This is a genomic window from Nocardia sp. JCM 38205 (genome assembly GCF_058222935.1).
This window is the reverse complement of sequence record NZ_JBYHFL010000009.1, coordinates 1-13,279: the sequence shown is the minus strand read 5'-3', so window position 1 is coordinate 13,279 and position 13,279 is coordinate 1. Positions and strand designations below refer to the sequence as shown.

At 68.3% G+C, this 13,279-nt stretch carries 10 protein-coding genes; 2 read left to right on the top strand and 8 right to left on the bottom strand.

Features of this window, described 5'->3' with window-relative positions:
• Positions 1 to 3: 3 nt before the first annotated feature.
• The 5 genes from AC4HOU_RS25950 to AC4HOU_RS25930 all read right to left on the bottom strand — a co-directional run bounded on the left by AC4HOU_RS25950 (position 4) and on the right by AC4HOU_RS25930 (position 5,454).
• Positions 4 to 2,463: an AAA family ATPase gene (locus AC4HOU_RS25950; protein ID WP_195021404.1), complete on the bottom strand. Its 2,460-nt coding sequence runs from the start codon at positions 2,461 to 2,463 to the stop codon at positions 4 to 6.
• 95 nt (positions 2,464 to 2,558) lie between these two features.
• The gene (locus AC4HOU_RS25945) at positions 2,559 to 3,137 is read right to left on the bottom strand and encodes a dihydrofolate reductase family protein (RefSeq protein WP_228816061.1); all 579 of its coding nucleotides are present in this window, start codon (positions 3,135 to 3,137) and stop codon (positions 2,559 to 2,561) included.
• Between the two features lie 139 nt (positions 3,138 to 3,276).
• Positions 3,277 to 4,212, bottom strand: a complete 936-nt coding sequence (locus AC4HOU_RS25940; RefSeq protein ID WP_195021405.1) for a hypothetical protein — start codon at positions 4,210 to 4,212, stop codon at positions 3,277 to 3,279.
• A gap of 161 nt (positions 4,213 to 4,373) precedes the next feature.
• The gene (locus AC4HOU_RS25935; RefSeq protein ID WP_175585961.1) at positions 4,374 to 5,096 is read right to left on the bottom strand and encodes a MerR family transcriptional regulator; all 723 of its coding nucleotides are present in this window, start codon (positions 5,094 to 5,096) and stop codon (positions 4,374 to 4,376) included.
• Between the two features lie 61 nt (positions 5,097 to 5,157).
• Positions 5,158 to 5,454, bottom strand: coding sequence for a WhiB family transcriptional regulator (locus tag AC4HOU_RS25930; RefSeq protein ID WP_163814986.1), 297 nt, complete (start codon positions 5,452 to 5,454; stop codon positions 5,158 to 5,160).
• A gap of 151 nt (positions 5,455 to 5,605) precedes the next feature.
• Here AC4HOU_RS25930 and AC4HOU_RS25925 point away from each other — a divergent pair, with 151 nt between their 5' ends.
• Entirely contained in the window at positions 5,606 to 5,974 is a 369-nt protein-coding gene (locus tag AC4HOU_RS25925) for a DUF1707 SHOCT-like domain-containing protein (RefSeq protein WP_163814984.1), read from the top strand.
• 10 nt (positions 5,975 to 5,984) lie between these two features.
• On the opposite strand, the gene AC4HOU_RS25920 is transcribed toward AC4HOU_RS25925, so the two are convergent.
• Positions 5,985 to 8,366 carry a serine/threonine-protein kinase gene (locus tag AC4HOU_RS25920; protein ID WP_195021406.1) on the bottom strand — a complete coding sequence of 794 codons (2,382 nt, stop codon included), beginning with the start codon at positions 8,364 to 8,366 and terminating at the stop codon, positions 5,985 to 5,987.
• A gap of 128 nt (positions 8,367 to 8,494) precedes the next feature.
• The gene (locus AC4HOU_RS25915) at positions 8,495 to 10,063 is read right to left on the bottom strand and encodes an amino acid permease (protein WP_175585960.1); all 1,569 of its coding nucleotides are present in this window, start codon (positions 10,061 to 10,063) and stop codon (positions 8,495 to 8,497) included.
• A 213-nt stretch (positions 10,064 to 10,276) separates the two neighbouring features.
• Between AC4HOU_RS25915 and AC4HOU_RS25910 the strand changes: the two genes are divergently transcribed.
• A complete protein-coding gene (locus AC4HOU_RS25910; RefSeq protein WP_490725477.1) occupies positions 10,277 to 11,389 on the top strand; it encodes an SPFH domain-containing protein in 1,113 nt (370 codons plus the stop codon).
• Between the two features lie 46 nt (positions 11,390 to 11,435).
• Here AC4HOU_RS25910 and AC4HOU_RS25905 read toward each other — a convergent pair.
• A partial coding sequence (locus AC4HOU_RS25905; protein ID WP_490725476.1) for an NAD-glutamate dehydrogenase domain-containing protein occupies positions 11,436 to 13,279 on the bottom strand: 1,844 nt, incomplete at its 5' end.

Sequence of the window (13,279 nt, the reverse complement as noted above, 5' to 3'; positions counted from 1 at the left end):
GAATCAGCGCCCGCGCGTCCGCCGCGGGCGCTGCGGTCGTTGTTCGGCCTCCGCACGCACCCGTTCGGCCAGCTCGGGCGGCACGTGGGCGGCAATATCGTTGCGGGAGGAGATCATCAGCTTCTGCCGAATACCCGCCACCTGCGCGTCGACGGTGCGGACCGAACTGCGCCGCCGGCCGGCGATCGCGCTGTTGGGCCAGCCGGCCGCAGCGAGGATGGCGACATCACGTTCGGCCCGCGACAGGGCGTCCCACAGGCGCGAGCGCGGCGGGGCCGGGTGCTCCCCCGGTCCGTCTTCGCGCCACTGGCCTTCGCCGAATGCGGCCGCCGACGCCTCCATGGCCAGCCGCAATTCGGCAGCGACCAGGGGCAGCGCCGCGACCGCCACGCCCATCGTCCGGTCGAATTCCTCGAAACTTCCCACCATGCGGGCGATCTCGGTGGCCATCGCGACCGCTGCGCGCCGCTCGCGTTCGGCCTGCAGCAGCCGGGTCTTGGCGATGATGCGCGCGGCGACCGCCCAGGTGGCGGTCCAGCTGTCGCTGGTGCGCCGCAGATCCGCGGGCAGCGCGTCGATCAGTTCCAGCGCTTCACGCGCGCGACCGTGTTTCGCCAGCGCGACCGATCGCGTGATCTGCGCCCACGCCTTGGTCAGATTCGAGCCGGAGCTCATCGAACGCTCCAGATAGCGCGCGGAACTGTGCAACGCCGCGGCCCGGGAACCGAGCGCAGCGCGGCACAGGGCCAGGAACATATCGCTGCCCTCCTCGCCTGCGTGATCGCCGGCCTCCGCGTATTTGCGGCGGGCCCGATCCAGCACGCTGACGGCTCGCGGGTCGCGACGGACGAGCATCAGCTCGAGACCCCACGTCCATTCGACGGGAGCGGGCAGGCCGGTATCGATGCCGATGGTCTCGCGCCACGGCACGCCGGTCACCGCATCGGTGCGGCACAACGTCACGCATTCGTCGAGCAGCCGGGCCGCGTATTCGTTGCGGCCCTGCCAGATGGCATTCCACGCCAGCATCGCCGACGCGCGAATGCGATGCCTGACACCCGCCGGCGAGGACGTCTGCGCCGCCTCGAGCGCCCGCTCGGTCAGCCGGGTGACCGCCCATCCCCCGCATCGGATCGACGGGATCCAGGTGGCGAGCAGGACGGCGGCCGTCTCCAAGGCGACGACGGCGGTCTCCGGATCATCGAGTCCGGTGTCGATGGCCAGCAGGATGTTGTCCCAGGCCGTGCGCACCCACTGCACCCAGGCCCACTCGCGCGGCCCGAACCAGTCATCGGCCCCGACCACCACTCGATCGCGGTAGTAGCAGCGGTGCCGATCCGCCATGCGGATCGCCTCGGCCGGATCCCGGCGCTGCAGGCGATCCCGTGCGAACACCCGCACGCTCTCCACCAGGTACCACCGCACCGATTCGGCGGTCTGGTGGGTCGACAGCAGGGAGCGTTCCGCCAGCCGTTCCAGCAGATACTCCACGGTGCCGGGCGAGAGCAGATGATCGGCGCACACCGCGACGGCGTCGGCGAGCTCGATACCGTTGCGCACCGCGTCCGCGCCGTCGGTCTCGTATCCGGCCGCGAACACCGACAGTCGTTCCAGCAGCAGCTTTTCCTCTGGCCCGCACAGGTCGTAGGACCACGCGATGACGTCGTACACGCCGCGATGGCGGTGCTCGTTGCCCACCCGCACACCATGTGACCAGCGCATGCGCTTGTCGTCGAGATCGCCGGTGAGTTCGGCCAGCACCATTGCCGGCGGCTGATGACGTAGCCGGGCCGCGGCCAGCCGGACGAACAGCGGGCTGTGATCGACGTGGCGGCAGATCTGTTCGGCGATCTCGATCTGCTCCGGATCGTCGGGAATCGGGCGTCCGGTGCGTTCGGCGCGCTGCCGCAACAGGGCAAGCGACTGGCCGGGGGCCAGCGGCGGCACGGTGAGGATGTATTCGTCGATCCAGCCGATCGGTTCCCGGCTGGTGGCGAGAATAGTCAGCGCGGGCGCGGTGGCCAGCAGTTTCGTGATCACCCGGCCGACGCTGCGGAGCACGTGCTCGCAGTTGTCCAGCACCAGGATTCGCCGCTCGTCGGAGGCCGTGGCGTCGGTGAAGGTGCTCATCAGCAGATCCCACTCCGACGGATCGGCGCCGTCGCTGCGCATCACCGAGCGCACCACGTCTTCGTCGGCGAACCGGTCGTCGCGTTCGACCTCGGCCAGCCTGGCCCAATACACCGGTTGACGCTGATCGTGCGGTATGCGACGCAGGGCTTCGGCCGCGAGCCGGGTCTTGCCGATTCCGCCGGGCCCGACCAGGGTGATCAACCGCGCGTCACCGGCCAGCAGGGCATCCAGCCGGGCCAACTCGGCCGTCCGCCCGACGAATTCGCTCACCCCGAGGTACTCGTGAGCGGATTCGGAGAGCACTCCGTCGGACACCGGTAACACGACCATATGGACGTAAATTAGCCGATGGACCGTGCGCCGGAAGAAAATTTCGCCGGAGGAGGCCGCTACGGGGCCACTGTCACGCCGACCGTCTACCGTGTTCAGCTCGTCGCGCGGCTCGCATGCTGATAGTGCATGCCGACCACGGCGCTGTCGAAGGTCATCACGTCGACCAGTTGCAGCCCGGCGGCTTCGGGACCGGTGTGGAACAACCGAACTCCGCCGCCGAGCAACATCGGATGGACGAACAACCGGTATTCGTCGACCAGATCGTGCCGGATGAAGGTGGATGCGGTCTCCGCGCCGCCGAACAGCACCATGTCGCAGTCCGGCCGGTCGCGCAGTGCCGCCACCTGCTCGACCATGTCCTCGCCGATCACGCTGGTGTTCCACGGCGCGGTGCGCAGGGTGCGGGAGAAGACGATCTTCGGCTTCTGCTTCCAGCAGCGGGCGAAATCCAGGTAGAACGGCGAGATCCCCGGCGCCGCATCGGCGGTCGGCCAGAACGAGGCCATGATCTCGTAGGTCTTGCGGCCGTAGAGGAACAGGTCGGCGCGGCGCAACTGGTCCAGAGACGATTCGCACAGCTCCTCGTCCACGACCGGCCAGTGGACCTCGTCATCCGGCCCTTCGGCGAAGCCGTCGAGCGAAATCTGCATCCATAACGTCACGCTTCCCATTCCAGGCAACCCTCACTGTCCCTAGCTGTGCGACAGTGCGCATTGTTGCTCCGGGCCGCGGCGGCGCGCATCGGTAGGCGCGCGACTATCTACCTAGGTAGAAACGGTGCCGGCCGTGCGCGCGCTATGCCTACGCGGACTACCGCAGGCCGGCACTGCCGCTGGGCAGCGACAGCCCGAACGGCAGGCCGGGAATGTGTGGCGCCGGCTGTGCGGGTCCGCCGTCGAACAGGTCCGTATCGCAGTGCGCGCCCTGCTGCCACGGTGCGCAGGGCGGATCGGCGTCGTCGTGCGATTGCGGTGTGGGTGTGTTCGGGAAGAAGGGGCTGAGCGGATAGCCCGGGTCGGGGAACGGCCAGCGGTCGTTGTGCCAGCCGTCGTTAGGGTCGTGCGGGTGGATGGGATCGGCGGGCGCCGGTTGACCGAGGTCAGGCGTGTCCGGGCGGTCGGGGGGCGAGGGCAGTTGCGGAGCCTCACCGCCGGGGAGGGTGCCGATCCCGGAGTCCCCGCCCAGGTCGGGAAGACCGGGCAGGCCCGGATCGGGTGTACTGCCGCCGAATCCGCCGCCGGCACCTCCGTCGCCCAGACCGCCACCGAAGCCACCATCACCGCCGATGCCGCCGTCACCGAAGCCGCTTCCGGCTCCGCTGTCGCTGGTGACGCCGCCGTCACCGAGTCCACCGCCGGTACCGCTGTCGGTGCTGATCCCACTGTCGGTGCTGATCCCACTGTCGGTGCTGATCCCGCTGTCAGTCGTGGTCCCGCTGTCAGTCGTGGTCCCGCTATCGGTCGTGGTCCCGCTATCGGTCGTGGTCCCGCTGTCGGCCGTGGTCCCACTATCGGCCGTGGTACCGCTATCGGTGATCTCACCGGCGAACCCGGTGTCACTGACGAATTCGACCCCCGCACCGGCTACCCCTGCCGGCCCCGAGCCCACTGCGGATGCCGGCGCCACCGCGGAGGCGGGTGCCGCGGCCAAGCTCGCGACGGCCGCAGGGGTGAGTGCGAGTGCCGCCGCGATGGCGGCGCCCGCCAGCCATGTCGGCGTCCGCCGGGTTCCTGTGAACGCTCGCATCGCCATCACTCCGTTCCTCGCTGATCGGGATCTGGCCTGACGGACAGCCCCATCATTGTCGCCACTCAATGTACCGTTAGTTAGCGGCGCATTAGATCGCGGGGAATTATCAGGGGTGGGAAATCAGCAGGTGAAGCAGGGGTCAGCACCGCCGGGCGGCGCTACAGCTCGGCGAGTTCGGTGTCCTCGTCGAAATAGCGTGCGACGAACCGGTTCACCAGCTCCCCCGTCACTTGCCCGGGGACCACCTTGGCGACGTCGAGGCTCTCGGTGAGTTCCGCCCGATCCGCGGCGGACCGCTCGGACCGCTGGTACTCCTGCCAGACCGTGCGGTGGAACAGTTCGACGAAGCGGCGCGCGACACGATCGGCGTCGGTACGCAGTTTCTCCAGCTCGGCCAGCATGTCGTCGACCGGAATCCCGGCCGCCTCCATCTGTTCGAGGACGCGGATGAGTGTGCGGTCGGCCGGACGATAGGTGCTGGCGTCGACGGGTTCGTACAGGCCGGCCGCGACGACACGCGCCAGGCCGTTGGGCACCGCGCTGTAGCGCTCGGCCAGTTCGGTCGCCGCGATGATGTCCTCGGTCGCGGCGCTCGCCGCGGGTTCGGCCGAGCTTTCGCTCACGCCGAGCACGTCGCCGAGATCGTCACCGCGATCCCACGCCGCGAGCAGCTCCTTGATGCCGTTGAGTTTGATGCCACGATCGAGCAGCCGGCTGATGGTGCGGACCCGGTTCAGGTGCTCGGCGCCGTAGAACCCGGTGCGGCCCTTGACCCGAGGCGGTGGCAGCACCCCGCGCTCGTGGTAGACCCGCAGGCTGCGCACCGTGGTGCCGGCCTCGCGAGCAAGCTCGTCGATCGTGTACTCCACACGCCCAGCCATACCTCAAGGAAACCACATCCGGGCGTGTCGCAGCGGGCGTGCGCGGGCGCGGCGCGTCCGCTCAGGCGCCCTGATGACCCCAGGGCCTGCGGCGCGACGCCGCCCTGCGCTCGTCTTCGGACATGCCGCCCCAGATGCCGTACGGCTCGCTGACGGCGAGCGCGTAGTTGCGGCATTGGGCCAGGACCGGGCAGCTGTCGCAGATCTGTTTGGCCCGCCGTACCCGGGCGGCGCGGGCCCGGCCCCGTTCACCGTCCGGGTGGAAGAACACCGCCGATTCCACCCCGCGGCAGGATCCGCGCAGTTGCCACTCCCAGGCGTATGCGGCCGGGATGGTGCGCTCGATCACGGTGGACATACCTGGACTCCTCATGGTGCGAGTTCGTGCCGGTGTCAGCCTAAATTCTCCCCAGATGTGGGAACCGTCACTCGAATGCCGCCCGGTGGCCTTCCCGCCCATGGCAATTCGAGTGGCCGGGCGTGCGATAACGCGCGCCTATTCTTCGGATATGACCGATTCGCCGGGGCTTCGGATCAGTGTCGCCGAGCGCGAACGCGCCCTGCGTGAGCTCACCCATCATCTGGGAACCGGCAGGCTGAGCCTGGACGAGTTCGAGATCCGCAGCGCCGCCGTGGCCGCGGCCGATCGGCCCGAACAGCTGGCCGAGCTGTTCACCGATCTGCCCGGCGCCGTGCCGGATTCCACTCCGCTCGGCCCTCCGCCGAGCCCGCTACCCGCGGTCGGCGCGGGCACGGTCGTCGTGCTCGGCGTGGTGCTCGCACTGGTATTCGGCAGCTGGTGGTGGTTGCTGCTGCCGATCGCGGCGGCCGCCGCCGCGGCGGTGATCCTGCGACGTCTACCGCGCGCGAAGGGCTGACCGCCACCGTTCACCACCGGCTGTGCGGCCGCACCTGATTGGCGAGATCGACCAGCCGGTATCGGTGCAACCGATCGGGTGCGGTCCGCGCCAGAGCACGCAGACAGGTTTCCAGCCCGCGCGCCAAACCCGGTTCGGTGAACGGGAATCCCAGCAGTGTCGGCCCCTGGGTCGGCGCCGCATGGCCGGCGCGCAACCATTCCAGCGCCGCGCCCACCACGATGACCTGCAATTGCAGGGTGCGCGGCTCTTCGGGCAGGGCCTCGAGCCGCTCGGCGGCCTCGCGCAGATCCTCGGCGATGATCTCGCCCACCGGGCGTGACACCAGCAGCAGGCATCCGGTCATCCGCGCCACAGCGTGGTGCCGCGATGCGACAGGCACCTGGTCGAGCACGCCGACGGCTTCGAGCAGTTCACCATCGGCGGCCAGCCGGCGAGCCAACCCGAACGCGGCACTCACCACGCCGTGGTTGGTGCGCCACACCATCCGGTGATACTCGGTGGCGGCGCTGTGCCAGCGATCGGCGTGCTCGGGCTCCTCGAGATGCTGCAACACCAACTCGGCGGCGGCGGCCAACGCCAGCGCGGGCGCGATCTCCCCCGGCAACTCGGTATGCACCTCGTCGAAGCAGGCGTAGGCCTGCTCGTACCTGCCGTCGAGCAGATCGGCGATGCCGGAATACCACTGGATGCGCCAATCCCTGCCGAAGCGCGGTCGCAGTTCGGCGAGCCGGGAGCGAGCCGGACCCACCTCCCCCAGATCCAGGTGGGCGCGCACCGCCGTCAGCGGGCCCTCCAGGTCGAACGATTCGGGCGCCTCGATCGTGCCTGCGCTGATCCGTTCGGTGGTGCGTTCGAGCACGTCGAGGATGTGGCGCGGATCGCCGTGCAGCAGCGTGGCCAGCAGCTCGGCGCTGGGATCTTCGCTGTCGATGAGCGGAATGGGCAGCGCCGCGACGACGCTGGCCGCGTCCACCGCGGGCATCCGGTGCATGCCGTCGACCATGCCGTCGGTCTGGCCGATGAGCGTGTCGATTCCGAAATCACCGCGCATCGAACCGAATTCGGTGGAGGCCTGCGGATGCTCCAGACCGGTGTCGGCGGCCAGCACCATCCGCAGCACGCCCGCGAGCTGGCAATACATGGTGTAGGCGGACGGGAAACGGCGCAGCGGGTCCGGGTCGGTCGCGCGCAGCAGCAACCGGTGCAGGAACGGATAGCGACGCAGGATCGGCTGCTGCTCTGGTGCGGGCATGCCGGGCAGATAGTGGCCTTCGGAGTCGGTGGGCAGATCGAACAGCAGTGCCGCCAGCGTCCGGCCCACCGCGTAGATGTCGGATTCCACCGTCGGCCCGGTCTGCAGGATCTCCGGGGCCTGATAGCCGGGTGTGCCGTAGATACTGCCGTAGGACTCCATCGCGGCCACCGCACCGAGGTCGATGAGCTTGACCTCGTCGTCGCCGACCATGATGTTGTCGGGCTTGAGGTCGTTGTAGGCCAGGCCGATGGAATGCAGATAGTCCAGCGCGGGCAACACTTCCATCAGGTAGGCGATGGCTTCGGCGACCGGAATACGTTCGGGCGCGCCCCGGTCGAGCATCGACTTGAGCGAATGCCCGCCCACGTACTCCATCACGATGTAGCCGTCGGCCACCTCGCGCGCGGACTTGTGCTTGACGAAGTTGAAGATCTTCACCACGCCCGGGTACGCCACCTCGGACAGGAACTGCCGTTCGGCGAGCGCGACGACGTGCGCTTCGAAGTCGAGTGGATTCTGCAGGCCCTTGAGCACTACCCAGCGATCGCTGACATTGCGGTCGATGGCCAGGTAGATCCAGCCGAGCCCGCCGTGCGCGAGGCAACCTTGCACCTCGTACTGGTCGGCAACGAGTTCGCCGGGACTCAGCGCGGGCCGGAAATTGAACGGGGAACGACATCGACGGCATTCGCCCGAGACCGGGCCGGGCCCGTCGGTGGTCGCGCGCCCGACCGGATCCTGGCAGTTCCAGCAGAAGCGTTTGTGCTCGGGAACTTCCGGGTTCTCCAGCACCGCGGAGAGCGGGTCGGTCTCGGTGACCCGCGGTACCACGACGAGGCCGGCGCCGAGGCGGCGCACGCTCGGCCGCGACGGTGTGTTGCGGCCCGAACCCGACTCCAGCTCGTCGAGTTCGGCCAGATCGAAATCGTCGAGTCCGGCCGGCTCGGTGCTGTCGCCGGCAGCGGCGCCGGTGCCCGACAGCGGCGGCGAAACCCGCTGGGATAGTTCGGCTTTACTGAGTCTTCGGGTGGACCAGTGCGGAGCGAGGCGGTGCGGCACCTCCATTCCGCGCATGCGCCGATCGGCCCATGCGGGCAGGCGTTGCTGGTCGGATGTGCTGGGCTGTTCCGGCATATGAACCCCTCGAACCCGTTGAACCGAGGCCTTATTCTGGTGCGCCGCACGACCATCGCGCGTCGGCACTGTTCCCGGATCTGGGAACACCGCTGCCCCGGATTATGCGTCCGGGGCAGCGGCGATACTCAGTGTTCGTCGGGCTTTTCCAGGATGACCACCGCTTCGCGGGCATCCTTGCGCGGTGGGCGCTCGGCCACCACCGGGAACTGGCCGGTGTGCCCACCGCGGATCTGGGCGAGCTGCAGTACCTTTCCGCGGGCCAGGAACCAGCCGCCGACCAGCGCCGGGATCATGATGGCGCCCATCGCGATCACCGCGCCGCGCTGTACCTCGTCGTCGCTGAAGGCCATCAACACGACCACGCCGACCAGGAACATCAGGGTCGCGATGCTGGTGTAGGGCGCGCCGATGAGGCGGAAGGACGGACGCTCCACCTTGCCCTGCTTCGACCAGCGCCACAGCTGCAACTGGCACAGCACGATCGCGGCCCAGGCGAAGATGGTGCCGAGTGCCGACACGTTGATCACGATCTCGAAGGCCTTCTCCGGCACCATCGCGTTCAGGCCGACGCCGAACAGCGCGATCGCGCCGGTGGCCAGGATGCCGACGTACGGCACACCGGACTTCGACATCCGGGCGGCGATGGTGGGCGCGCTGCCGTTCATCGACATCGAGCGCAGAATGCGGCCGGTGGAGTACAGCCCGGCATTGAGGCTGGAGAACGCCGCGGTGAGCACGACCAGGTTCATCACCGAACCGGCACCGTCGATGCCGAGCTTGGCGAAGAAGGTGACGAACGGGCTCTCACCGGACTTGTAGGCGGTGTAGGGCAGCAGCAGCGCGAGCAGCACCAGCGAACCGACGTAGAACAGCGCGATCCGGGCGATGACGGAGTTGATGGCGCGCGGCATCACCTTCTCCGGGTTCTCCGTCTCACCGGCGGCCGTGCCGACCAGTTCCACCGCGGCGTAGGCGAACACGACACCCGTGGTGACCAGCACCAGCGACAACACACCCGTCGGGAACAGCCCGCCATTGTCGGTGATCAGGCTCGGGCCCGTGGTCTGGCCCTTGATGTCGAACCGGCCCGCGAGGAACACCGTGCCGACGATCAGGAAGGTGACGAGTGCGACCACCTTGATCAGCGCGGCCCAGAACTCCAATTCACCGAACCACTTCACCGACACCATATTGATCGCGACCACCAGGACCAGGGCGATCAGCGCGATCGTCCATTGTGGTATCGCCTCGAACGCTCCCCAGTAATGGACATAGGTGGCGATGGCGGTGATGTCTACGATCCCGGTCATGCACCAGTGGAAGAAGTACATCCACCCGACCGCGAAGGCGAGCTTCTCGCCGTAGAACTCGCGGGCATACGAGACGAACGACCCGGAGGACGGGCGATGCAGGACCAGCTCACCAAGGGCCCGCAGGATGAAGAACACGAACACGCCACAGATGGCGTAGACGATGAACAGGCCGGGTCCGGCGCTGGCCAGCCGGCTGCCCGCACCGAGGAACAGCCCGGTGCCGATGGCGCCACCGATGGCGATCATCTGCAGCTGACGTGGGCGCAGCGACTTGTGGTAGCCGGCGTCCTCGGCGTGCAGCGCGTCGACCGACGTCGCCGGCGCGCCCGGCTCGGGCAGTGCGGCCGCAGCCGGCGCCGAGGTAGGTCGAACAGTGGTCATGGTGATGGCCTTTCCTGTGGCGGCGATCATATCTATGGGTAATGTACCGTCAGACAGCGGCACGTTCAATAGGTATCTACCCGCTGTAACACGCTGGAAACCAAGAACTTTCAGAAATCCCCGCGCCGGGCCGCATAATCCCTGGTCATAGCCGAACGATCGTGCCGATACCAAGCGGTACGTTATTTGTTGTCACTCGCGGATGGAGCGTCCATGGCTTGGTTCGATCGGGAGTTCATCGCGGTGCCGGACACCGCGGCGGGTCAACTCGTCTACAAGTGGCCCGATGTCAATATCCGCCGTTACAGCCGCGCCATCGTCAATGCCGATCAGACCGCGCTGTTCGTCAAGTCCGGTCAGGTGGTCGCCAGCATGGGGCCGGGCCGCCATCGCGTCGACGCCGACGAATTGCCCGTGCTCGGTGCACTGGTCGACACCCTGTCCGGCGGGAACTTCTACCGGGCGGAGCTGTATTTCGTCTCCACTCGCGAGTTCCCCGGCCTCAAGTTCGGCGGCCGGCTCGCCGATATCGTCGATCCGATCAGCGAGCAGGTGGTGACACTGCGCGTCTTCGGTGAATTCGCGCTGGCCGTGCGCGATCCCGGGCAGTTGATCACCGGCCTCGCCGGCACCGCCGATCTCGCCGATCCGGTCGCACTGAACTCCTGGTGTGCGGATCTGCTGCTGAAATCGATGAAGATCGCGGTGACGCAGGGCGTTTCGCACGGCGAATGGCCGGTGCTCGGCCTGTCGGCGCACCTGCTGCCGATCGAGACCGCGGTGCTGCGGCAGACCAACATCACCCTCTACGAATACGGCCTGCGCATCGTGCGGATGGGCAACTTCGACATCACCCTCGCCCCCGAGGACGCCGACCGTCTCAAGCGGCTGGCCAAGGACGTCACCTACATCAAGCTGGCCGGCGATTTCCGCCAGTACGCAGCCGGTGAGCTGGCCTTGGGCGCGAGCCAGGGGTTCGCGCACGGCGGCGGCTCGGACACCGGATTCCTCGGCGCAGCCCTTGGTTTGAATGCGATCAACCAGCACACACCACCGCCCGCGCCGATGCCGCAGCCGATGCCGCCCGCTCCCCCTCCGGCCGCACCAGCCGCATTGCCCGCCCCGGCCGCGCCGGCACACCAGACCTGCCCGGCCTGCACCGCGGACAATCCGTCGGCCGCCCGCTTCTGTATGCACTGCGGCCAACGGCTGACGACCGAACCACGCCATTGCACGAACTGCGGCGCCGAACTCAGCACCACCGCCAAATTCTGTGGCGACTGTGGCACACCGGCCGGCCCTGACCACGAGCCTCCGCGCGCCTGACGACGGCGGGGCCGGTGACCGGCCCCGCCGTCGAACCAGACCGAACTCAGCTCGCAGCGCCGGCCGTCACCACACTCGACTCCCCACCGGCACTGACCATTCCGCGCACTTGACGCGCGGCGACGGACAGGGTCGCCAGGTCGTAGGTCCCGGAGTCGAAGATCTCGCCGAGGGCCGCTGCTGCGCGGGCGAGGCGGGAGCGGTTGGTGGACTCCCAGTATTCGATCTTCTCGGCGACGGTGTCGTCGGGTTCGGTCGCGGTGGATACGTCGAGGGTGAGCAGCCGCAGCGATTCGTAGAGGTCGTCGCGCACGGCCAGGCGGGCCAGGGTGGGCCAGCGGTCGCCGTGTTCGAGGTTGCCGACGGCGGTTAGGAGGCGCTCGATGTCGAGATGCTCGTTGAGGGCGAAGTAGAGCACCGCTACCTCGTCGGCGTCGCGTTCGGCGATATCGGCGATATCGAGCACGTCCAGCAGCGGGAACAGGTGGATCAGGCGGAACACCTCGGTGGCCAGCTCCGGAGGGGCGCCGAGGGCGACCGCGCGCTGCGAACGAGCGGTCAGGTCGTCGGCGAGGTAGCCGGGCAGCCAGTCCGAGACCCGGCCGGCCAGCGCGGTCACGCCGTCGCGGTAGCGGGCGATGTCGGCGCCGATGGCGATGGGTTGCGGCCGGTTCAGCAGCAGCCAGCGCGAAGCCCGTTCCAGGGTGCGGCCGGTTTCCAATTCCAGCGCGTCGCGCGCGGCGGACGGGATGGGCGCGGTGCGGATGCGCTGCCAGACCTGCCGCAGGCCGAAGATCTCGACCGCGGCGGAGAAGGCGCGCACGGCGTCGTCGGTGGTGGCGCCCACCTCCTCGGCCAGGCGGAAGGCGTAGGTGATGCCGCCGTAATCGACCAGGTCGTTGACGACCATGGTGGCCACGATCTCGCGGCGCAGCGGATGTTTGCGGATGGCCGCGTCGAAGCGGGTCCGCAGCGGGGTCGGGAAGTAGTCGGGCAGCATCGCCGCGAACGCCGCACTGTCGGGCAGGTCGCCTGCCAGCACATCCGCCTTCAGCGAGAGCTTCACATGGGCCACCACATTCGCCAGTTCCGGTGAGGTGAGACCGGCGCCCTCGTCGGCCCGGCGGGCCAGCTCGGCGTCGCTGGGCAGTGCTTCGAGCCTGCGGTCGACGCCGCGGCGGGTCTCGAGTTCGGTGAGCAACCGGCGGTGCACCGCATTGCGGGCCGCGGCCTCGGCCCGGCACAGGCCCATCCGGAAGTTCTGCGAGATATTGTCGCGCAGCACCAGTTCGGCGACTTCGTCGGTCATCGCGGCCAGCAGTTCGTTGCGTTCGCTCGCCTCCAGGTCACCGCCGGAGACCACCGCGTCGAGCAGGACCTTGATATTGACCTCGTGGTCGGAGCAGTCCACGCCCGCGGAGTTGTCGAGCGCGTCGGTGTTCATCCGGCCGCCGTTACGGCAGAACTCGATCCGTCCGAGCGCGGTCGCTCCGAGATTGCCGCCCTCACCGATCACCTTGGTGCGCAGCTGATTCGCGTCCACTCGGACGGCGTCATTGGATTTGTCGCCCGCGTCGGCGTGAGATTCGGTGCTGGCCTTGATGTAGGTGCCGATACCACCGTTCCACAGCAGATCCACCGGCGCTTGCAGGATGGCGCGAATCATCTCCGGCGGTGACATCGTGGTCACTCCCGCAGGCAGGCCGAGGGCCGCACGCACCTGCGCCGAGACCGGAACGGCCTTGGCGGAGCGGTCGTACACTCCGCCGCCTTCGCTGATCAGCGACGTGTCGTAATCGGCCCACGACGACCGCGGCAATTCGAACATCCGCCGCCGCTCGGCAAACGACGACGCCGCATCCGGATTCGGATCCAAGAAAATATGCCGAT